Annotated in this window: 23 protein-coding genes and 1 pseudogene; 13 read left to right on the forward strand and 11 right to left on the reverse strand. The window is 57.9% G+C overall.

Annotated features, from left to right (window positions below; genetic code table 11):
- Nucleotides 1-3: 3 nt before the first annotated feature.
- The 6 genes from IQ265_RS09555 to IQ265_RS09580 all read right to left on the reverse strand — a co-directional run bounded on the left by IQ265_RS09555 (nt 4) and on the right by IQ265_RS09580 (nt 5,094).
- Complete coding sequence (locus IQ265_RS09555) at nt 4-450, reverse strand: SH3 domain-containing protein (protein ID WP_194052776.1); 447 nt, start codon at nt 448-450, stop codon at nt 4-6.
- Nucleotides 451-458: 8 nt separating this feature from the next.
- Nucleotides 459-1,637: a glycoside hydrolase family protein gene (locus tag IQ265_RS09560; protein WP_194052778.1), complete on the reverse strand. Its 1,179-nt coding sequence runs from the start codon at nt 1,635-1,637 to the stop codon at nt 459-461.
- An 84-nt stretch (nt 1,638-1,721) separates the two neighbouring features.
- A complete protein-coding gene (locus IQ265_RS09565) occupies nt 1,722-2,081 on the reverse strand; it encodes a hypothetical protein (protein WP_194052780.1) in 360 nt (119 codons plus the stop codon).
- A 116-nt stretch (nt 2,082-2,197) separates the two neighbouring features.
- Nucleotides 2,198-3,727, reverse strand: a complete 1,530-nt coding sequence (locus IQ265_RS09570; RefSeq protein WP_194052782.1) for an ATP-binding protein — start codon at nt 3,725-3,727, stop codon at nt 2,198-2,200.
- 4 nt (nt 3,728-3,731) lie between these two features.
- On the reverse strand, nt 3,732-4,478 hold the full coding sequence (locus tag IQ265_RS09575) for a hypothetical protein (RefSeq protein WP_194052784.1): 747 nt from the start codon (nt 4,476-4,478) through the stop codon (nt 3,732-3,734).
- Between the two features lie 103 nt (nt 4,479-4,581).
- The gene (locus tag IQ265_RS09580) at nt 4,582-5,094 is read right to left on the reverse strand and encodes a hypothetical protein (protein ID WP_194052786.1); all 513 of its coding nucleotides are present in this window, start codon (nt 5,092-5,094) and stop codon (nt 4,582-4,584) included.
- A 198-nt stretch (nt 5,095-5,292) separates the two neighbouring features.
- On the opposite strand from IQ265_RS09580, the gene IQ265_RS09585 reads away from it, so the two are divergent.
- The 4 genes from IQ265_RS09585 (at nt 5,293) to IQ265_RS09600 (ending at nt 6,880) form a co-directional block, all read left to right on the forward strand.
- Nucleotides 5,293-5,490, forward strand: a complete 198-nt coding sequence (locus IQ265_RS09585) for a hypothetical protein (RefSeq protein ID WP_228037748.1) — start codon at nt 5,293-5,295, stop codon at nt 5,488-5,490.
- A complete protein-coding gene (locus IQ265_RS09590; protein ID WP_194052788.1) occupies nt 5,487-5,945 on the forward strand; it encodes a hypothetical protein in 459 nt (152 codons plus the stop codon). The genes IQ265_RS09585 and IQ265_RS09590 overlap by 4 nt, the downstream gene beginning before the upstream one ends.
- Complete coding sequence (locus IQ265_RS09595; protein ID WP_194052790.1) at nt 5,942-6,265, forward strand: hypothetical protein; 324 nt, start codon at nt 5,942-5,944, stop codon at nt 6,263-6,265. The genes IQ265_RS09590 and IQ265_RS09595 overlap by 4 nt, the downstream gene beginning before the upstream one ends.
- 348 nt (nt 6,266-6,613) lie before the next feature.
- Complete coding sequence (locus IQ265_RS09600; RefSeq protein WP_194052792.1) at nt 6,614-6,880, forward strand: hypothetical protein; 267 nt, start codon at nt 6,614-6,616, stop codon at nt 6,878-6,880.
- Nucleotides 6,881-6,949: 69 nt separating this feature from the next.
- Here IQ265_RS09600 and IQ265_RS09605 read toward each other — a convergent pair whose 3' ends face one another.
- The gene (locus IQ265_RS09605) at nt 6,950-7,309 is read right to left on the reverse strand and encodes a hypothetical protein (protein WP_194052793.1); all 360 of its coding nucleotides are present in this window, start codon (nt 7,307-7,309) and stop codon (nt 6,950-6,952) included.
- On the opposite strand from IQ265_RS09605, the gene IQ265_RS09610 reads away from it, so the two are divergent.
- The 4 genes from IQ265_RS09610 (at nt 7,292) to IQ265_RS09625 (ending at nt 10,971) form a co-directional block, all read left to right on the forward strand.
- Entirely contained in the window at nt 7,292-8,254 is a 963-nt protein-coding gene (locus tag IQ265_RS09610; RefSeq protein WP_194052794.1) for a hypothetical protein, read from the forward strand. The two genes, IQ265_RS09605 and IQ265_RS09610, sit on opposite strands and share 18 nt — an antisense overlap.
- Before the next feature lie 41 nt (nt 8,255-8,295).
- Nucleotides 8,296-9,378 carry a PDDEXK nuclease domain-containing protein gene (locus IQ265_RS09615; protein WP_194053089.1) on the forward strand — a complete coding sequence of 361 codons (1,083 nt, stop codon included), beginning with the start codon at nt 8,296-8,298 and terminating at the stop codon, nt 9,376-9,378.
- A gap of 77 nt (nt 9,379-9,455) precedes the next feature.
- On the forward strand, nt 9,456-10,175 hold the full coding sequence (locus IQ265_RS09620) for a ParA family protein (protein ID WP_194052795.1): 720 nt from the start codon (nt 9,456-9,458) through the stop codon (nt 10,173-10,175).
- Nucleotides 10,168-10,971: a ParB/RepB/Spo0J family partition protein gene (locus IQ265_RS09625; RefSeq protein ID WP_194052796.1), complete on the forward strand. Its 804-nt coding sequence runs from the start codon at nt 10,168-10,170 to the stop codon at nt 10,969-10,971. Before IQ265_RS09620 ends, IQ265_RS09625 begins: the two co-directional genes overlap by 8 nt.
- Before the next feature lie 297 nt (nt 10,972-11,268).
- Here IQ265_RS09625 and IQ265_RS09630 read toward each other — a convergent pair whose 3' ends face one another.
- Together IQ265_RS09630 and IQ265_RS30070 are read right to left on the reverse strand one after the other, a co-directional pair.
- A complete protein-coding gene (locus IQ265_RS09630) occupies nt 11,269-11,949 on the reverse strand; it encodes a response regulator transcription factor (protein ID WP_194052797.1) in 681 nt (226 codons plus the stop codon).
- Nucleotides 11,950-12,007: 58 nt separating this feature from the next.
- Nucleotides 12,008-13,300 (reverse strand): sensor histidine kinase, encoded by a 1,293-nt coding sequence (locus tag IQ265_RS30070; protein ID WP_347404938.1) that lies wholly within the window; start codon nt 13,298-13,300, stop codon nt 12,008-12,010.
- Between the two features lie 288 nt (nt 13,301-13,588).
- Between IQ265_RS30070 and IQ265_RS09640 the strand changes: the two genes are divergently transcribed.
- Both IQ265_RS09640 and IQ265_RS09645 read left to right on the forward strand, forming a co-directional pair.
- Nucleotides 13,589-14,047 carry a hypothetical protein gene (locus IQ265_RS09640; protein ID WP_194052798.1) on the forward strand — a complete coding sequence of 153 codons (459 nt, stop codon included), beginning with the start codon at nt 13,589-13,591 and terminating at the stop codon, nt 14,045-14,047.
- Between the two features lie 129 nt (nt 14,048-14,176).
- The gene (locus IQ265_RS09645; RefSeq protein ID WP_194052799.1) at nt 14,177-15,553 is read left to right on the forward strand and encodes an efflux RND transporter periplasmic adaptor subunit; all 1,377 of its coding nucleotides are present in this window, start codon (nt 14,177-14,179) and stop codon (nt 15,551-15,553) included.
- Here the strand turns inward: IQ265_RS09645 and IQ265_RS09650 are convergent.
- Nucleotides 15,525-15,674 (reverse strand): hypothetical protein, encoded by a 150-nt coding sequence (locus IQ265_RS09650; protein ID WP_194052800.1) that lies wholly within the window; start codon nt 15,672-15,674, stop codon nt 15,525-15,527. The genes IQ265_RS09645 and IQ265_RS09650 overlap by 29 nt on opposite strands.
- Before the next feature lie 203 nt (nt 15,675-15,877).
- Here IQ265_RS09650 and IQ265_RS09655 point away from each other — a divergent pair, with 203 nt between their 5' ends.
- The 3 genes and pseudogenes from IQ265_RS09655 to IQ265_RS09665 all read left to right on the forward strand — a co-directional run.
- The gene (locus tag IQ265_RS09655; protein WP_194052802.1) at nt 15,878-17,107 is read left to right on the forward strand and encodes an ABC transporter permease; all 1,230 of its coding nucleotides are present in this window, start codon (nt 15,878-15,880) and stop codon (nt 17,105-17,107) included.
- A gap of 3 nt (nt 17,108-17,110) precedes the next feature.
- Nucleotides 17,111-17,818: an ABC transporter ATP-binding protein gene (locus IQ265_RS09660; RefSeq protein ID WP_194052804.1), complete on the forward strand. Its 708-nt coding sequence runs from the start codon at nt 17,111-17,113 to the stop codon at nt 17,816-17,818.
- 87 nt (nt 17,819-17,905) lie between these two features.
- Nucleotides 17,906-18,012: pseudogene (locus tag IQ265_RS09665) on the forward strand (IS5/IS1182 family transposase); the annotation flags it as partial.
- 120 nt (nt 18,013-18,132) lie between these two features.
- Here the strand turns inward: IQ265_RS09665 and IQ265_RS09670 are convergent.
- Complete coding sequence (locus tag IQ265_RS09670) at nt 18,133-20,214, reverse strand: SpoIIE family protein phosphatase (RefSeq protein WP_194052806.1); 2,082 nt, start codon at nt 20,212-20,214, stop codon at nt 18,133-18,135.
- Nucleotides 20,215-20,367: the final 153 nt, after the last annotated feature.

Here is a 20,367-nt window from a genome sequence, read left to right on the forward strand (position 1 = left end):
TGTCTATTTCTGAATCGATACAAAATCCCCAAACACCCATCCTTGATAGCCAGAGGTGGGGAATTGAACGTGATACCACTTCGAACAGTCGGGTCGGATCGCCTCGCCCATGACGGCAATTGACTCCCCGACCAAGCCATAGCTACCGATGTGAACTGAGGTAGAGGGCTGGGGTCGTACATTAACCCGGCTACCCTCCTTTTGCCCCGTAATGCGGGCGGCTAACCATTCCCCATAGGCAATCGTAGCGGGGGAGCATTGACCCGCTGCCGCTGCTGGGACTGGGCTGGGCTCGGGAGTTGGTGCCTCAGGCTGCGTTACCAACGCTTTGATGTTGACGGGAGTATCCTGCATCGGGGCCACCGCGATACCGCCATCACCCGTAGGGCGAATGGTGCAGCTGCTGCTAACGAGGGAGATCGCGACTAAGGCCAAAAGGGGACGACCCATAGGAACTCCTATTGCTTGAGTAGTTCTGCTTCTTCGGCCCGCCGGTTGACTAACCCCGGCAGGGTTTTCATTTGCCCATTGACCTTGCCTTTGTCCCACTGCTTTAGAGCCTCAGCGGCTCCCTCAATGTCGCCTGCATTAAAGCGCTGCACAGCGGTGGACTGTGCCCCAGCGGGGCCAACGTTATACAGAAAGCTAGTCCATGCCGTTTCTTGGGACGGGGTCATGGGACGGGCGATCGCACCCTTGGCGATCGCGTTGAACTTAGCCAAGTCACCCTGTTTATATTCGGCGGCTTGGGCCTCGGTAATGCAGGGGTCACCCATCTTCACGGCGCGGCCATCGGGGTAACGGGTAGTGCCGTAGCCAATGGTCGCAACGCCAACGGGGTCAAGGTAGGGGCACTCGCGAAACCCTTCAAAGTTGGCCACAAACTGGGCTAAGTCTTTGCCGCCAGCATTCCCCAGGTATGGGGAGGGGTCAAAGCCTGCGGGCGGTGCGCCGGTTAGGGTCGCTTCGAGCACTCCTTTCTTGGGCTGTACCTTTGACCCGCCGATCTTCTGTTCCCAGTGCAGGTGTGCCCCGTTGCCCCTGCCGGTGTTGCCCGTGCGGGCGTAAACCTCACCAGGGCCGTAGGTGCCATTCCTGCAGCTGCTGAGGTGCAGCGCTTGGTAGAACTCGGGGCCAATCCAGATAGAGGCCACCTGCCCACCGCCACCACCATCCCACCAACAACTGACCTTGGTGCCAGCCACAAACGCCTTGAGCGGGGTGCCAGTGGGGGTACCCAGGTCTACGCCCTTGTGGTCGCTGCTGCATCCTGCGCACGGCGCGGTACGGGGACCAAAGTTGGAGGTGACTGGGTAACCAGCCACCGTCATGCCAACCTTTACAGGTTCATCGCTGAGCCCGGTACTAACCCCGGTTGGTATCGAGCTGCCCACCAGGGGGGAAGCTTGGTAAAACAGGGTTTTGCTGGGAATCACCTGTTTGCCAAACAGGCGAACCGCTGGCAAGGCTACATGAAGCTCACCCTTGGCCAAGACATCGTCGGCCCGCTGGTTTAGCCCAGGGTGAACGATCGCGGCGATCGCTGGGGCAATCAGCAGCCCTGCGCGCAGCCATCCGCGCACCTCGTCACTGGGGCGGGGGAGTTGGATAGTTAAGCTGTAGGGCTGGCTGACCATCGTTAATCCACTTGAATGTGTACTGCCCTGGAGCGGCCAGATCGAGGGCCAATACCACCAGGGCGGCTAGAACGGCTGCGGCTCTCACTGCTCCGGGGCAGGCTGTCGCCGCTGCTCCAGAAACTCTCGGGTGTTGCGCCCAGCGCGATCGCCCCAGTCGCCCACGTCGGCGCGCCGAATCGGGCGAATGACGGAGGGACCGTCGCCAACCGCTAAAGAGATGCCAAAGTTCAAAACCAGGATGGCCGTAGCAAGAGCCCCTACCCCGCCGATGGAGTACAGCAGCAGCTTGACCGGGTGCGTAATGCACCACCACCACAGGTAGTAGCCGGTGCTGATCTCGCCGATTACGCCCTTAGCTTTGTCATCCAGCGCTGGGCGACTGCCGCTGCTAGAAACAGGCTGACCGTTTGGGCCTAAAACTGGAGTGTGATGTTTACCCATGATTTCCTCTGGTGTGGATGTGGTGAAAAACTGGTGCTAACCCGGGGCGGTGGGGAGAGGTGGGGAACGCTGCAACCCTTGTGGCCCCAATATCCCCACAGTCCCCAGCACCGTCCCTACTCAAGCCAGGTGGGCCAAGATTGCCATCCTGGCAAGATCTGAAATTCGGAACCCTCGCCGTCCCGATTCTTGGCCGACCACACCGCTACATTGGCGGCGATCGCGGCTTCGACTAACTGTCTAATAGCCTCGCGGCTGGTGATCTTGTTGGTCTTACCCCAGCTGCCTTTGAGGCGGCCAACATCAGCCGTGCGCCAGCCCTTCTGCCGGCAGAACAGGAGCAGCGAGCGCAACTCGGCGATGGGCCGAATGGCCTCCCAATCGGGCAGAGACTCAAGGCCTGGCCCGTCGGCCGCGACCGGACCTTGGTAAAGCCGCTCTGCGATCGCTTGCCAGGCTTCGGGATTAAAAGCGGCCTCTACGGTCTGCTGCACCTGCTGGGGAATGACCGGGGCGGGTGGCGCTGGGTCCTTTTCCAGGCCAATGCCCAGATACTCTAGGAGATCGCCAAGCTCGCGCTTGAGCCGACCAGGACTGATCAGCTCGGGCACCACCACCGGACTCATTTCGCCCTCGGTGTAGGGCTTACCAGGCGGCTTAAATCGGGCGGTTCCAGCCCAGCAGGGGTTGCCCCAATCGTCGGTTTTGCCGTCCACCTTGATGACAGCGGCAAACCTCAGTACCGACTCCAGAATGCCGCTGCCCAAGTCTTCACCGCCCGCCGTACCCTTTTTGTCTCCGTGCAGCAGCACGATCATGCCGTGGCCCTGCTTGCGGGTAGTGCGGTTGGCGTGGCTGAGCGTGGGCTGCGCAATGGGCGCGAGTCCGGGATAGCTACCGTCAGACCAGCCGGTAAACTCGTCGCAGATCAGGGTGTGGCGGGTTTTGTTGTCCTGGGCGAAGGGTTCAAACGGCTTCATCGCCTGCATGAGCCCTTCGCGGATCGACCCCTCGGGGTCACTACCTAAGCCGTAGAGCCGCCCCACTAGCCAGGTAGAGAACTGCATGTTCTCCTTGGCGTGGGGGTCAAAGATGGAGGCCGGCCAGCCCCACAGAATGAACCGGAGCACGGCGATCGCATTGGCTATTGTGCTTTTGCCGCTGCCGCTGTCGCCGATGATCACCACGGTCGGGGCCATCAGGCATTGCCGGAGCCATTCATTCGCCCCCACCAGGTGCATGATCTTGGTTTTGATCGAGGCTATAACCGCATCTTCAGGCACCAGCTCACCTGGAGAACCGTTAGCCCCACGGCCTTTCAGCCCATCGGCACGATGGCTGGGGAGTTCTTCAGGGCGTAGGGTGGCGGGGTCACCAGAGGCCAGATAAAGGCCACTGCCACCGAGGACAAACCCAAAGGCCATTAGCGCTTGCCCCAGCGCCTGGCCGCGCCGGTCGGTCGGCGCTTGATACGCCAGCTCGCCCTGCATCCGCCCCGATACCCAAGCATCCTCATAGACACGGGGGTTGTAGAGCTGAGGATTGGCCCACGCCAAGGCTCCGCCCCCCACCAGGGCGGCTAACCCGCTGAGGGTGAGGCCCATACTGAGCATCTGCTGTTGTCGGTTGCCAAGGTAAAGCGCCATAAACCTACTCCATCGACTCCTTAATGAGGTCTGGTGGGGTGGTGCGGGGGTTAATCAGCAGTGGATTGACCGGGCTGCGTGCGGCGGGCTGATACTCTTTCAGGCGCATGATGGCGAATCGTTGGCCGGTGAGCCCACGGGTCAGCTCTGAGCCGTCGAACCGCACGTACTCTTGCGGGAATACACCCCTGATGGCGGCGTGGTAGCGTACCAGCCCCTGGGTCAGGGCGTAGGCATCATTGGTCTGCAATGCGTCGTTCATCTGCCGGATGCCGTCGCCGGCGTAGCGCAACAGGATGCACTGCACTGGCTCCAGGGTTTCAACGCACCCACTGAGGTCGATATCGCCCACAGAGTCTTTGGTATCTAGAGAGGCCGTCGCCACCTCTTTGCGGGCCTCGCCTAACAGCCTCTCGGTTTCCTTGGCGATGGGGTAATCCAGCGTTTTGGCCATCTGATCCTGTAGCCACAGGTCGTAGGCGGGAAGAATCTGGATTAACGCATTGGCAACGGCTTCAGGTTCTTCGCTGCCCATCATGCCTGCTAGGGTTAATGGGTCAGTGCCCGTGAAGTCATAAGCGCCTGGAACCCGTGGTGCAGGAGGGCTTTGGCTGCTCCGGTAGGGCAAATAAATGGTCAGGGCGATCCCGCCCAGGGCGGCCGCTGCAAAGGGAATGCCCCACTGCATCCGGGGCGATTGCGATCGATATTTCTGCCACGCTTGCCCCAATAGGGCGGCTCGAAAAACCATGATGACACCCTGTCAGGTAGGAATTAATCGGCGATTGCTGTGTGGGATTAGTGCGTGAATAAAACGGCGATTACGACCCCGGCCGTAGCCAGGGCCAACAGAGCTAGGCGGCGGTATCGGGCGAATCTGTGACGACGCCCAGTTCTTTTCCCACCGTGTTTTGCAGCTGCTGATGGGTGGCCAGGGCGGCGTTCATCTCTGCGATCGCCATCTCGTGGCCTAATTGACGCCCTGACTCAGCCGCCATGCCCAGCAGAGCGTTTCTAAAGCTGGCCTGATTGCCCTTAAACGCTCCTAGCGCCTGGGTGAGCTGCTGTTGTTGCAGATGACGGCTCAGCTCGCTGTTGACACCCCGAATAGCTAGCGGCGGGGGTGTGTAGACCGAGAGGCCACTGCCCAACACATCCACATGCTGAGCAGGCGGGGCAGGTGGTTCGGCAGGAATGAATAGCACAGCGGCAATTTTGTCTTGTTCGGCAGGGCTGAGCAGGGTGGGCAATCCTTTGCCCTGGGGTGTGCCTGAGATACCCAGGGCCGTCATCTTGCGGCCGATTTCAGTATGCGATACCCCACAGACCTCAGCGAACTTGCGAATCGATAGCGGTTCACGTTCCACGTCGTTACACCTCTTGGTTACAGGTCAAAATTTCGGCAAACCAATACTTGAGCGGTTTGGTGGAACTAAGTTGTTCCGGTTGCGTTCCACGAATGGTTACAGTGATAGCACAAATAAGTTACTTTGTTGAACTAATAAGTTACTGTAGTGTTTAGTTTGGTTCGGTTTCGCAACTTGCTCGTACACTGAAGGTGAAAAATGACTGGCGATGAATCAATGAGCAAGCGCGTCGGGCTGACAATGCCAGACACGATTCACGAGAAGCTGGAACGATGGGCTAAGGCTGAAGGTCGGCCTGTTGCTAATTTGTGCAATTTCTTGATAGAGAAAGCCGTGAGAGAGGCTGAAGAGGCTGGAGCTATTCCTGCGGCTACAACACTGGAGGATGAAAAATGACCTACAGCAGCGATCGCCTAGACCGTGTAGAAGCCTTGCTGGCCACCGTGGCAGAGAGCCAGGCCCGCACTCAGATTATTGTTGAGCAGAATGCCGCTGGCTTGCGCGAAACCCGTGCGATCGCCGACAGCAACGCCCGTGCTATTGAGGCATGGTCATCTCGCATTGAGGACGGCATAGCTGAAGCCGAAGAGGTTAGCAGCTCCACGGCGGCTAATACCAACCGGCGCATGGAAGACGCGATCGCCGATACTGTGCAGATGATTGCCGACCTGGGCCGGCAGCAGCAGGAAACCGATCAGCGGTTTGAAGTGTTTTTAGCCGAAGCCAGGGCCGACCGCGCAGAGATGCGGGCAGTCCGTGAGGCTAATTCAACAGAGCACCGGGCATTCACTCAAAACATTCAGGTGCTGCTGGCTGAGATTGCCCGCCTGTGGCAACGGGTGGCCGGATGACCATGGGGGATAAGGCCAAGCGCGCCACAGTTACGCTCGACCCGTTGGCGATCGCTGGGTTTCAGATGCCCGATGGTAGTCGCCGGGTGAGCATCGCCAGCGCGGCTGAGGCGGTTGGGACTTTTCAGCAGAACGGAACAAACTTTTTGCGCCTGAATGCCTGCAAAGCTCCACAGGTCAGTAGTTATACGCCACAAACTTCTGATCGAGGTAAAGCCTACGCAGAACGCGATGCCCTGTACGAGCAAGTAGCTCAACTAGAACAGCAGCTCTTCAACGCTGGTCTAGAGCCCTGGCAACTACCGCCAACTGAGCGGTAACTACAGTCTTTTGTTGCACGTTAGGAGGCCGATACCAACCCCAAAACACCCATCAAACCCAATTTTTAGCGTTTGCCTTGCCCGGCTTAGACACCTGTACTATGATCCGGCAATGATTTACGCCTTGCTGGGTTGACCCCCTGGCGATCGCGTAAATCAGCGTTAAGCGTCCTGACCAGACCCTTAACAGGCAAAAAGAACCGGCAGCAAATGCCACCGGCTCTTTAAAAAGCGAAAACCCGAGAGGACCAGTTCCCAAGCCACGCAGTAAATGTTATGCGGCTATGGTAACACCGGATCTCTCTCGGGGCAATATCCATTGCTCTTTTTTAGGAGAGAGAGGCCCCTATGACCGCATCTATAGGATGGGGCGAGGAGTCGCGTAAGACTCCTCGTTCTGAACCCCTCCCCGCTGACCCCACAGGCCAGCGGCTGTGTGAAATCTTTGGCCACTACCGCTGGAACTTCATCCGCGCCGATCTGCCAGATGACGCCACCGCTAAAGTCGCCTGGACAACTATCAAAGACTACCCGCTGCGGCCCCGCGTTCTCTGGAACCACTGGCAAGACGCCAACCAGCTGATCGGCGTCCGCTTCACCCACGACACCCGCTAAGCCCTGCTCGACCTTGATGCCGGGGGCGACTACTGTACCGCCAAAGGCGTCGCTCAGATTCGCGCTGCCCTAGAGACCATCGGCATCACCCGCACCCTGCTGATTCGCTCCAGCTGGAGCGGCGGCCTGCACCTGTACATTCCCTTTGCCGAGTGGGTCAATACCTTTAACCTGGCCGTTGCCCTCAAGGAATGCCTCAAAGCCCAAGGATTTCGGCTCCAGGCCGGGCAGCTCGAAATCTTCCCCAACGTCAAAGCCTACGGCGTTCAAACCTTTATCGAATACATGGGGCACCGCCTGCCCCTGCAGCCCGGCAGCGGCTCCTGCCTGCTCGACGATGCCCTCAATCCCATCGGCAGCAGCCTGGCCCGGTTCTTCTGGCTCTGGGATGGTGCCGCCAGCCACCAGGACATGGACACCCTGCGCCATGCCATGAAACTTGGCCGCGACAACCACCGCAAGCGACCCAAGCGCCGCAGCCACCCCGTCGAGAGCTGGCGACACGACCTCGACCTCGAAATTACCGAAGGCTGGACCGCCCACGGCCAGACCAACCATCTGCTTAAAACCATTGCCTGTTATGGCCACGTCTTCGAGGGTCTTCAGAGCCAGGCCCTGATTGACTACACCCTGCGCATCGCCCTCCACTGCCCCGGCTACGAGCAGTACTGCCGCCACCAGCACGACATTGAGCGCAAAGTCATCGCCTGGACCAGAGCCGTTGAGAACTACTACTGGCCCCTGGGCACCCCCCCCAGCCGCGACACCAGCCATCCCAAAAACACCCTGGTTCCCTTTAACCAAAGGCAGACCGAGGACGCCCAGAACCGCATTCGTACCGCCTACGTGGAGCTAGAGCAGGCAGGAGAACTGCCCGAGCAGATCACGGCACGGGCCCAGGCGATCGCCCGGGGGGCCAAGGTCAGCCAGCAAACCCTCTATAAGCACCTCAGTCTCTGGCATCCCAAGCACCAAGAGGGTGTAATAGCCCAGTTAGCAAGCTTTCTAGCCCCTGAGCAGGCAAGTTCTGAAGCAATCCCAGAATCGCCAGAACCCGGGGAAATCAAAGAATTACACCCCTTGGAGAAAAATATGAAGGGTAAGGCGCTTTGCGCCAGTGGCGTGGGGTCGGATTTGAATTCTTTTTCTCTGGAAAGGGGGGTGCGGGGGGATGAAACCTCTTTTCCACAGGAGTCTCATCTCCCTGATCTAGAGCTTCAGTCCCAGGTACAGCACCAAGTCCATAAGCTGGGGTGGTCTTATGAAATGATTTGTCAGTTCATTTCGGATCGCTTTAATGGGAAGCGTTGGCTTGAACTTGATAGTGAGCAGCAACTGCTGCTGCTTTACTATCTACAGACGGTACAGAGTTGAATGACCCCGTGGTTAAGCCCCCTGATCAAAAACAAACGTCCTTGTTCTCAGACGACGAAGGTGCCTATTCTGGCTTAGTCACTGGAATTGTTGAGCTGCTTGACACAGCCCGTAAGTCAGCAGCACGTTCTGTTAACTCGATTATGACCACCACCTACTGGGAGATCGGAAGACGCATCGTTCAGATAGAACAAAGCGGACAGATGAAAGCTGAGTATGGAACTGCGGTAGTAGAGAAATTATCTGAAGATCTAACAAATCGCTTTGGTCGAGGGTTCCGCCGCTCCAATCTATTTCAGATGCGGGCATTCTACCTGGCTTATGCGCAGGCGATACAACCCACTGCCTCTAAGGAGTTGGCTTCAATAATCCAGACAATGTCTGGACAATTCCCGTTGCCATGGTCCCACTACGTCAAACTAATTTCGATTAAAGACCCTCAGGCTCGAGCATTCTATGAAGCAGAGGCCCTGAAGCATGGCTGGTCAGGACGCCAGATGGCACGGCAAATTGCGACACAGTTCTACGAGCGAACGCTGATTGCTCGTAACAAAGCCGCGATGGTTGAGAGTTCTGCCGCAATACGCCCTGGCGATGCTGTGACACCGGAGGAAGAGATTCGAGATCCTTTCGTCCTGGAGTTTTTAGATCTCAAGGATGAGTATTCAGAAAGTGATCTAGAGGCTGCTCTCATCCATCACATTGAGCACTTCCTGCTTGAACTAGGCGGAGACTTTGCTTTTATGGGTCGTCAGCGGCGGCTACGGATCGGAGACCAGTGGTTTCGGGTCGATCTAGTTTTCTTTCACCGGCGCTTACGCTGTCTCGTGATTGTTGACCTAAAACTGGGAGAGTTCAGTTATGCCGATGCTGGACAGATGCATCTCTACCTGAACTATGCCCGTGAGCATTGGATGTATCCTGGCGAGAATCCCCCTGTTGGCTTGGTTCTCTGTAACAAGAAGGATGAAGCGATTGCGCACTACGCCCTAGAGGGGCTTGCCAACAAAGTAATGGCCGCAGAGTACCAAATGGTCTTGCCTAACGAAAAGCTTTTGGTGGATGAACTGGAGCGAACCCGACGGATGCTGGAGGCTCGGATAGAGGGAGATTCAACCTCTTAGTGAATGTTTTGTGTGGTGATTAAAAGACATCGATAACGCCGTGATCAATCCTTTGAGACAAAGATAGGAAAGCATCCATGGTTTACAAGATAGCCGTTAGTGGACGTAAGGGCGGAGTTGGAAAAACAACGGTTGCCTGTGGCTTAGCATCTGTGTTCGCAAGCCAAGGCCAGCGGGTACTGATCGTTGATCTGGATCCCCAGTCCAACACCGCCTATGTATTAGGAACTGACCCCACAGCTGCAGGAACTGCTCAATTGTTGCTAGGTCAGCCGTCTATCCCAATCAAAGCATTGGAAAATTTGCATGTGCTCCCGGGTGGCCCAGATTTAACCAGTTACGGCGTTCAGTCTTCAGATCCTGAAGACCTCGCAGATGTGGTTGAATCCCTCGACTACGACGTGATTCTCTTTGATTGTCCCCCCGGAGTTGAGTATCTGGAACGACTGGGATTGGTAGCTGCCGACATAGCTCTGGTCTGTACTAATGCTCATCCCTTGGCCGTAATGGGGGCGGGTCGAGTCATTAATGAGCTCAATGCGCGTCAACAAAAAGGTCGGCGGGGGGCCAGACGTTACGCCTTAGTGCTTAGCATGATTGATTTGCGGCGTTCTATGGATCAGGCACTTGATGCCCAACTGGTGTCGGCCTATCCCCATACAAAGCGTCTGGTTGTTCGGCAAGACACGACGTTAGCCTGGGCCAGCGCAGAACGGGTGCCGGTGATGGAGTATGACCCAAAGTGCAAGGGCGCAGAAGATCTACAAAAAATTGCGGAGTGGGTGAAGGATGCCTAGGAAACGGGGAAATGCGACTGATGTCTTTAGCAGCGCTGTTGATACTGCGGAAGCTATTCACCACCGGGACCAGGTGGCAGAGGCGAAAGCCCAGGAAGATCGTGGTCGTCGTTCGCTACTAAACTTAAAGCAAATCCGTAAACGGGAAACAGACACTCGGCCATTACGACCTAATCATGTTGAAGAGTTGGCTGAGTCTATTTCTGCACTTGGCTTGATTGAGCCGCTAGTTCTTGATAGCCAAGACGTTCTGCTCGCCGGTGCCCACCGTTTAGCGGCAGTTGCATATCTCAAAGAACATAAGCCTCAACAATTTGCCGAGCACTTTGCTGATGACTTGGTGCCTGTTCGAATTATGCCCTTTGACGCAGGAGCTGAACCGGAGAAAGCGCTGCAGGTTGAATTGGCCGAAAACGAAAAGCGGGTTAACTACTCCCGTGACCAGATCGAGAAACTAGCGTCCCGTTTACGAGAGCTAAATTATAAGGAGACTCGTGGTCGTCCTAAAAAGGGAGAGAAGGCGCTTGGTCCCGCTCTGGCCGTAGCTATTGGAGTCTCTACTCGTTATGTACGCAGAGTGCTTGGAGAAGAAAAAAAGGAACTCTCCCAGAAAAATAGGAACTCAGTTCCTATTTTTCGAAGACGCCAGCTTCTCAAGAAGCTGGAAAACACTTTAGAGGAGCTCAGCACTCTTAAACAGGTCAGTAAGGAGCATGAGGCTAATCAAGCATTGGACGCATTGGTACCAGAACTCTTGAAACAGGTTCGCAGCAGTTTTGATGAACTCGAATCTTAGATGCTTAGTTGTGGTGACCAAAAAGTCGAGGCTACATTCCTAAATGCCGTGAAACCAATCGTGTAAAGCATAAGGTGTCCGAAATAGACACCTTATGCTTTACACGATTTTGGGTAATTGAGTTTGTATGTATGGATTGGATAGCTGCGCGCGCAGGCAACCATACCGCTGCCGAAGAAAGACTGAAGTGCCTGACCTATGGAGGGTATGACCAGCTCGCTCCTGGTAATTAGCAATTCAGCTCCAGAAATGCGTGTATAGCTCATGAGAACTCAACGGGGGCAAATCGCAGCTTCGCTACTTTACTTTAAGGCCATCTACTTGGGGCCAAAAGCCGCTGGCATAGAGCGCCGCCTGGGTGCGATCGCGCAGCTGCAGCTGGCTCAGAATGCTAGTAACGTGGTTGCGCACGGTGCGCTCAGAAATATACAGAGCCGCAGCAATTTCGCGATTGCTAAGGCCGTTGCTAATCAGCTTTAGCACCTCCTGCTCACGGGGCGACAGCCCCGCCAGCTCAGGAGGAATTAGCGCTGCGGGCAGTTCGGCGGGGGCCGCAGGGAACTGGGTTTTTTCAAACAGCCCTGGCCCCATGTGGGTGTAGCCCTGGTGCACGGCGCGAATCGCGATCGCCAGCTGCTCTACCGGGGTCTGCTTCAGCAAGTAGCCCTTGGCCCCGTAGCGCATGGCCTGCTGCACATATTCGTCGTCGTCAAAGGTCGTGAGCACCAAAATCTTCACCCCCGGAAAGTCATCGCAGATCTGACGAGTGGCGGCGACGCCATCCACCTGGGGCATGCGCACATCCATTAGCACCACGTCGGGTTGGCGGGGGGTGGCGTAGAGGGCCGCGACCTGATCGACGGCCTGCTGACCGTTTTCGGCCATGCCGACCACGGTGAGGTCGGGTTGAGCCTCTAGGAGGTTGGTCAAGCCCTGGCGGATGATGGTTTGGTCGTCGACGAGGAGGAGTCGGATCATGGGGTGAGGGGGTTGAGGGAGTAGATGGGTGGCTGCACTGGACTCCTAGGCGGAATGCTTAGGCGGGATGATCGATCGCCGCAGGCAGCGGCAGAATTACGCTGATGCGGCAGCCTGCACCGGGGGCACTCCAGATTTGGCAGGTGCCGCCCAGGGCGATCGCCCGTTCGTGCATACCTCGCAGGCCAAAGCCCGTGGTGTTTTTGCTGGGGTCAAAGCCCTGGCCATTGTCGAGCACCTGGAGGTAGACGCGGCTGGCGTTGGCCCTCAGCTTGACCTGCATAGCGGTGGCCTGGCTGTGCTTCGCAGCGTTAGTGATCGCCTCTTGAACAATCCGAAATAGGGCCAGCTTGATGTCGTCGGGCAGCGGCTCGGGCAGCTCGACCGAGCAGTCGGTTCCCATGCCCGCCGATTGGCACAATTCCTCCACTAAAAGGGGCACTGCCGTGGTCAGCGATTGGCCCTGCAAGGGGCTGTTGCGCAGGGCCGAAACCGACTTCGACACATCCCGCAGCGCCTGGTAGGCTGAGTCTTTGGCCGTGGTGAGGTAGCCTCTGGCCAGATCGGCCTGGGCTGGCAGATACAGCAGGGCATTCTCTAGCAGAATGGTTTGGGCCGTGAGGGCGTGACCCAGGGAATCGTGAATTTCGCGGGCAATCCGGTTGCGCTCCTGGAGGGTGGCCTGGTTTTCAACCCGCGTGGCGTAGGCGCGCAGCTGCTCGTGGGCGATCGCTAGCTCCTGCTGGCTTTGGTAAACCGATAGCAGCGCGTTGACCAGCAGCGACACAAACACCAGCACCAGGCCAAACACAATCATGGCGTTGGTTTGAAAGATGTGGAGATGCAACTGCTGCGGGGGTGGAATAATGCGTTGCCTGATGTCTTCGTGCAGAGACGTGCCGGTGTAGATAATGGCGATCGTCCCGTGTAGCCCAAAAATAATGCCCACCACCCCGACCTGCCCCCACCGTCTAAAGCGCTGGCAGCTGCGCACCACCACGACCAATCCCAGCAGCGGCAAAATGCGCATCATGGCAGGAATATGGCTAGTGGTCATCGCCGGCAGCAGCAGCAAACCCAGCTCTATAGCGGTGTAGAACAGTTTTTGGGGTCGTTGCGGCGGTCGCCATAGCCCCATCAGGCCCAGCAGGGCAATGGTCAACACCTCTAACCAGGCTACCCCGGTTTCAAAGTCCACTACAAAGGAGGGCAGGGTTAAGCAGACGGCAATACCGAGCAGCACCCACTCGACGTAGAGCAGCTGTCGGAGCGGCGAGGGGTGGCTCAGGTCAGCCCCAGGCAATTCCCTCGGGGAGGCGGGCTTTGGCCCTCGTAGAAACGCAGATTTCACCACAGTGGCGTCCGAAAATTAACGTCCAAACAGGCTTGGCTGCTTCAACTGTACAGGCCACCAATCGGCCGTGACTAGAGGCTGACATCCCATTGCGGCCCGGCTCCAGTAGGACAAACCTCCTAGCTCCAGGGCACCCTCACAGCGACATTTGCCCTAGCCGGTTTGGGAGCTTTGCTTCAGGTGCAGACGGGGGGCATCTCCCTAGGATGGGGCTACCCGAAAGCGAAAGCGCCTAGGGGGTTGGTTGTGTGTTCCACGGTTGCGTTGCTATGGAGAAATCAAACTATGCCTAATGTGTTAGCCCTTCGCACTGCCGGGCGATTGTTGCTTGGTCTCAGTGCCGCAGTGCTGCTGGGGGGCGGCCTGGCGATCGCCCAAATGGTGCCCAATGCCAGCCCTAGGGCGGGGGTGAGTTCTAGCGCTGGCTCCCAGGCTATGCGCAACCTCAACCTCAGTCGTGACCAAGTTCAGCAGTTGCAGTCGGTGATGGAAGACTACAAAAGCTCGTTCGAAGCGGTGTTAACCGAGGAGCAGCTGGCGAAGCTGGAGGAACTGCGGGCCGATCAGACGGGTCAGTCTGATGCGGGCAATGCCCAGGAATGGCTGGCTCAGCTCGACTTGAGCGACAGCCAGGAAGCTCAGCTATCTACGCTAAGTGAGGTGATGATGGCCAAATTTGAGACCATCTTTACCGCCGAACAGCTGGAGCAGCTCCAGTCTATCGGGCTGGTTGACCGCCTCTAGGCAGCGTTTCCATCGGCCTTTGGGTGCATCGACTACTTTCCACTCCCTAAACATCACTCCCGGCTTCTCTTGGCCTCAGCTTCGGGGCTAAGAGAAGCTTTCCCAACGACGATTGTAGATAGAGAACCTATGGCAGAGCCTTTTTTGACAGCTCCGGTTGCGGAGGAGTCATCGCCTGATCCTGATCTCGGCGAGTCGGTAGCGAAGCCAAAGCGCCGACCCCTGTGGGTCTGGCTGCTGGCGCTGCTGGGATTGCTGGGTCTAGTCGCGATAATTGGGCCACGGGTGGGATTGTTGCCATCCCCAGGCCGTGAAGCTAGCAGCAATCTCGACGCCGTGACCCAGCCGGTCGAAACCGCTGAACTGACGGTGCGGGTGAGCGGGCGGGGCAGCGTGGTGGCGGTGACTACGGTAAATCTGAGCCCCAAAACCGCCGGCCGATTGGAAGCGCTCTATGTCGATCAGGGGGCCGTGGTGGCGGCGGGGCAGGTGCTAGCCCGCATGGAGGTGGGCACGCTGGAGGCCGAGCTGGCCCAGCGCCGCGCCCAGCTGGCCCAGGCTGAGGCTGAGTACGATCGCACGGTGGCGGGCAATCGGCCCGAGGCGATTCGTCGGGCTGAGTCACAGGTGGCCTCGGCGCAGGCGCAGGTGGCGTTGGCGACCAGTCAGCGCGATCGCTTTCGGGATCTGGCGGCCCAGGGGGCGATTTCTCAAAACGAGTTAGATCAGTACGAAACTGAGGCCCGCAATGCGGCAGCGAGCCTGAACGAGGCCCAGCAGCAGCTGGCTGAAACCGCTAGCGGCTCTCGTCCTGAAGAGATTGCGGCGGCGGCGGCGGCGGTGGCGGCGGCCAAAGCCCAGGTCGACATTGTTCAAACCCAGCTGGGCGAGGCGACGATTCGGGCTCCGTTTGACGGGGTGGTGACGCAGACCTATGCGACGGTGGGGGCGATCGTGACGCCGACGACCAGCGCATCGGCGACGGCTTCGGCGACCTCTAGCTCAATTTTGGCCCTGTCTGCGGGGCTGGAGGTGGAGGTGGAGGTGGCGGAGGCGAGCATTGGCCAGGTGGCGGTGGGGCAAACGGTTGAGATTGTGGCCGATGCTTTTCCGCAGGAGACGTTTCAGGGCCGGGTGAAGCGGATTGCGCCGGAGGCACTGGTTGAAAACAATGTGACGGTGTTTCAGGTGACGGTGGAGCTGCAGACGGGGCAGAATCGGCTGCGATCGGGGATGACGGTGGCGGCGACGTTTGTGGGTGAGACGGTGGCGGCGGCGCTGCTGGTGCCGACGGTGGCGATCGCGACTGAGAATGGCCAGCTGGGGGTGCGGGTGGCGGATGCCGCTGGCAAGCCGGTGTTTCGGCCGGTGACGGTGGGGCTGACGCAGGGGGGGAAGACGCAGATTTTGACGGGGGTGGAGGGGGGCGATCGCGTTTTTTTGGATATGCCGATGGAGGAGGGGGGAGGATCGCCGTTTAGTCCGCCGTCGCCGCCGCCGGGTTGAGGCGGCGCACAATTTTGCTCAAAAGCCAGAACTGCTGCTGGGGCCATTTCGCAGGCCCCAGACCCCCGTCGAGAAAGGCGTTCCGCCGCCCTTCACCCCACGGAAAGGATGGACTGATCATCGGTTTAAACTCCTGTTCTGCAAATGGGCTTGTGAGCAACTGCAACTAACCTCCCTCACCCGCCTCATCTTTCTAACCTTCCCCACCCCCCTCTCCCTCCCACCCGCCTACCCCTTCACCCATCCACCCTCCCACCCTCCCACCCATCCACCCATCCACCCTCCCACCCGCCCACTCATCCACCCATCTACCCATCCCCCCCTATGTCTCTCAATCTTCTCGAAAACGCGACGATGGCGATCAAGACCCTGAACGCTAACCGGATGCGGAGTGGCTTGACGATGCTGGGGATTGTGATTGGCAATGCGTCGGTAATTGCGATGGTGGCGGTGGGGCAGGGGGCGCAGAGTTTTGTGACGCGGCAGTTTGAGGCGTTGGGAACGAATGTGTTGTTCGTGACCCCGGGGGATGCGCAGCGGGGGCCGCAGGCGGGGGTAGCGCGGGCCGATACGCTGACGCTGGCGGATGCGGAGGCGATCGCTACCGAAGTCTTGGCGATTCGGGCGGTGTCGCCGGAGAAGAGTGAGCGGCTGCGGGTGACCCAGGGTGCGGCTGAGACCCAGGCCAATGTGATTGGCACTACGGCAGACTATCCGGTGGTGCGGAATGTGACGGTGGACCGGGGGCGATTTTTGCACCCGGTAGATGCCCAGGGGGGGCTAACGGTGGCGGTGCTGGGCAGCGAGGCAGCGAAGATTTTGTTTGGCAGTCAAGACCCGCTCAACCAACGGATTCGCATTGATGGGGTGGGCTTTACGGTGGTGGGGGTSGCGGCGACGCGGGGGTCATCCTTTGGCCAGAACCAGGATGAGGCGGTCTATATTCCCATTGAGGCGATGGTGAGCCAGATTACGGGGCTGGAGGTAGGCCAAACCAGCCCCACGGTGCAGACGATCGCCGTGTCGGCCCGCAGCGAAGCCGATACCAGCGCCGCCCAGTACCAGATCACCAACCTGCTGCGCCTGCGCCACGAGCTGCGCGATCGCGCCGACGACTTTACGGTGCAGAGTCAGCAAGAACTGCTGTCAACGGCGGCTAGCGTGTCGGATATTTTGGTGCTGCTGCTGGGGTTTACGGCCAGCATTTCGCTGCTGGTGGGGGGCATTGGTATTATGAACATCATGCTGGTGTCGGTCACCGAGCGCACCCAGGAGATTGGTCTGCGCAAGGCGATCGGGGCCAAGGGTGCAGACCTGATGGCCCAGTTCACCATTGAGGCGGTGATCTTGGCGGTGACGGGCGGCCTGGTGGGCGTGATGTTTGGCGCTGGCGGCGTCGGGCTGGTGGCGCTGCTGAGCCCGCTGGAGGCGGCGGTGAGCTGGACAGCGATCGCCCTTTCCTTCTCGGTTTCGGGCGGCATTGGCCTGGTGTTTGGCATTTTGCCCGCCCGCCGCGCCGCCCAGCTCGACCCCATCGTTGCCCTGCGGAGCTAACCTATGGCCCTCATCGAACTCGATCGCGTCAGCAAAACCTACGGCAGCGGCGAACTCACGGTCCATGCCCTGCACCCCGTCAGCCTCACCATTGAGGCGGGGGAGTACTGCGCCATTGTGGGGCCATCGGGGTCGGGCAAATCGACCGCCATGGCCATTCTTGGCTGCCTCGATCGCCCCACTGCGGGCACCTACCGCCTCGACGGCCACCCCGTAAACAGCCTGGGAGCCGATGCCCTGGCCGAAATTCGCAACCGCACCCTGGGCTTTGTGTTTCAACAGTTTTACCTGCTGCCCCAGCTCAGCGCCCTAGAGAATGTGATGCTGCCCATGGTCTATGCCAACCTGCCCAAAGCTAAGCGCCGGTCGCGTGCTACCCGCGCCCTGCAAAAAGTGGGTCTCGGCAACCGCCTTCACAACCGCCCGAGCCAGCTCTCCGGCGGGCAGCAGCAAAGAGTTGCGATCGCCCGCGCCATCGTCAACCGCCCCAAACTCCTGCTCGCCGACGAACCCACCGGAGCCCTCGACTCCCAAACCAGCCAAAGCGTGATGAATATCTTTGCCGACCTCAACCGCGACGGCATGACAGTGATCATGGTGACCCACGATCGCGAGGTGGCCGGACAGTGCGATCGCACCATCTCCTTCCGCGACGGCCACCTCGTCGCTGACTCCCACCCCCCAGCCCTACTCACCCCCCAGTCCCACTAGCCTCACTAGAGCTACCAACCAACTCATTCGCAAAACTCAGAAGTGATCCTCGACAGTCAAAGCATTCCTACCACACCGATGGTGCATCGCTCCGTCGGTTGTGACGTGGCTAAAGTAACAAAGGGCGAAAGCGCCACCTAGTGGTCGACACCCTGGGCTTGATGATGGCGGTTGTAGTCACGGCGGCCAGTGTCCCCCAACGAGCAGGCGATCAATAGGCGTTGCAAAAGCTTTATCAACTGGGTGAACCGGCAGCGCGAGTCTATCCGGTCTGGGCCAATGTTCTACACCCCTAACCCGCTTTAAACGCCCTCCTAGGAAAACCGAATTTCCATCACCGAAGCGTCATCCTGCAAAGCTTTATTTCCGTTAATTCGGTGCACTTGATTCATCAAAATAGACAAATCATCCTGACCCGAATGCCAGTACTGCTTGAGGAGGTGAGCCCAACCCTCAAAGCTCAGAAGCGGCTGGCCATCCTCTTTGATCACTTCGTAGGCACCATCGCTAAAGAGAAATAGGCGACTGTGTGGCGGAATGACACATTGGCCTGAAGCAAAAGGGAAATCAGGCAGCATACCTACTGCAATTCCATCGCTATCGAGGTGACTTATCTTGGCCTGAGATTCGCAAGGGCTGATCAGCACGCTAGGAGGGTGCCCGGCAGATGCAAACGTGAGGTGTTGTTTGGAACTGCAATACACCCCGTACCATAAGGTGAAATAGTCCTCGCCGTTATCATTCATCTGAAAGATGCGGTTTAAGGCTGCGACTACAGTGGCGGGCTGGTAAAAATCAGCGTGATTAAGGGACTGCTTGCGCAGAATGTTGAGGACAGATACCGACAGCAGAGCAGCCTTAATGCCATGCCCGGCAACGTCTAGAATGTAAAACGCCAGATGGTCGGGGTCTAGCCAGTAGTAGTCAAAGGCATCGCCACCAAGCTGGCTAGATGGCTGAAATTGAGTATGTATAGCGATGGAAGCCTGCTTGTTCTGGCTTCGATAGACCTGATGGGGTGCTGGCAAAAGGGAAGCAACATAGTCGGCAGCTCGCTGTAGCTCCAGCTGTAATATCTGGTTTTGGCGTTGCAGTTCACGTTCAGCCCGCTGCCTCAAAATATGCTGGCTAATTTGATTCGCCAAAATTGTCAGTCCCCGCAGCAGGTCTTGACTGGCAGGTCGAGCATCTTGAGAGAAAAAGATCAAAACGCCTAGGTTCTCATCGCCGTGGCTCACCGGACATCCTAGAACTAAACGAAATCCTGCCTGCCTAACGGCCTCCTGACGGCTTTGATGAACATGCTCGTTGAGCTTGTCCGTCCAAAGGGCAGCTCCAGTGGACCAAATTTTACCGGCTACGCCTGCTTCAGCATCAAACTGGCGAGTTTGGAGGGCCTGAGTTGTTTTGGCAAAATCAGTAAGCTGCTCGGTTTTGAGATGCCAGGTTTGGGTGCAGCGTAGCTGTCCTGATGAGTCGAGCTGCCAAAACTCCCCCAACTCCACGTTGAGGTTACCGCAGACAATTTGTAGAATGTGGCTCATCATCACCTGGACATTGGCGTGATTAGTCATCGCCCGCATGACGGCGTATTCTAACCGGCGATACTGCTCACGACGGGTGCGATCGCTAATATTGGTCAGCCGCCCGGCAATTCCCTGTACAGCGCCTGTAGCATCTAAATTGGCACAGAGCTGCATCTCTACCCACAGCCAGTCTCCAGAACGCGTAACGCAGCGACTGCGGTGTTGATAGCACTGGGTGGACGACTTGCAGGCTCGACGAAACTGTTGCCAATAGAGTTTACGCTCCGCCGGATGCAGAAACTCGACAAAGGGTTTTCCCAGGCTATCCTCGGCACTGTATCCGGTGAATTTGTGCCACACCGGATTGAGAAAGGTTAAATTTCCGGCCTCATCTAGCTGAAAAACGACCTCCTGTAAGTTGGTCACTAGAGAGCGATAGCGTTCCTCACTCTGAACCAGCGCCTTACGATCTTGAGCAGCCCGAATCAGATAGCGAGCTCGACCCACGACCACCGAAGGCCGAATAGGCTTAGTGACATAATCTGTAGCCCCAGAGTGGAAAGCGCGTACCACAGAGTCATCATCTTCTAGCCCGGTCACCATCAGGATAGGAACATGTTCGCCAAAAGCCATTTGCCGAATTTTTTTGCAGCAGCCAAAGCCATCTAGCCCGGGCATCTGGGCATCGAGCAACACCAGGTCAGGCAGAAACTGCTGATACTGGGTCAGGGCAGTTCCTCCGGTCTCTGCCTCAACTACCTGGTAGCCTTCCTTCTGCAACAGCTTGACTAAGATTGTGCGAATGACCCGGTCGTCATCTACGACCAAGACCTTGGCAGCTTCGGTTGTCGAACGTGTGACTGTAGACATTGGCCAGTACTCAATCTTTCTGCCCGGAACTAGAGGAATCCAAGGGGGCATCGAGTGAACAGCCCTCGGCCCCACCTGCAACCTACCCAATTAGCCAGGTTAGTGTTCCCCATTCTGTTGCGCTTCAAAGTTGAACCACCAGAGCTGAGCCTA

The organism is Nodosilinea sp. LEGE 06152 (assembly GCF_015207525.1).
Classification (GTDB): domain Bacteria; phylum Cyanobacteriota; class Cyanobacteriia; order Phormidesmidales; family Phormidesmidaceae; genus Nodosilinea.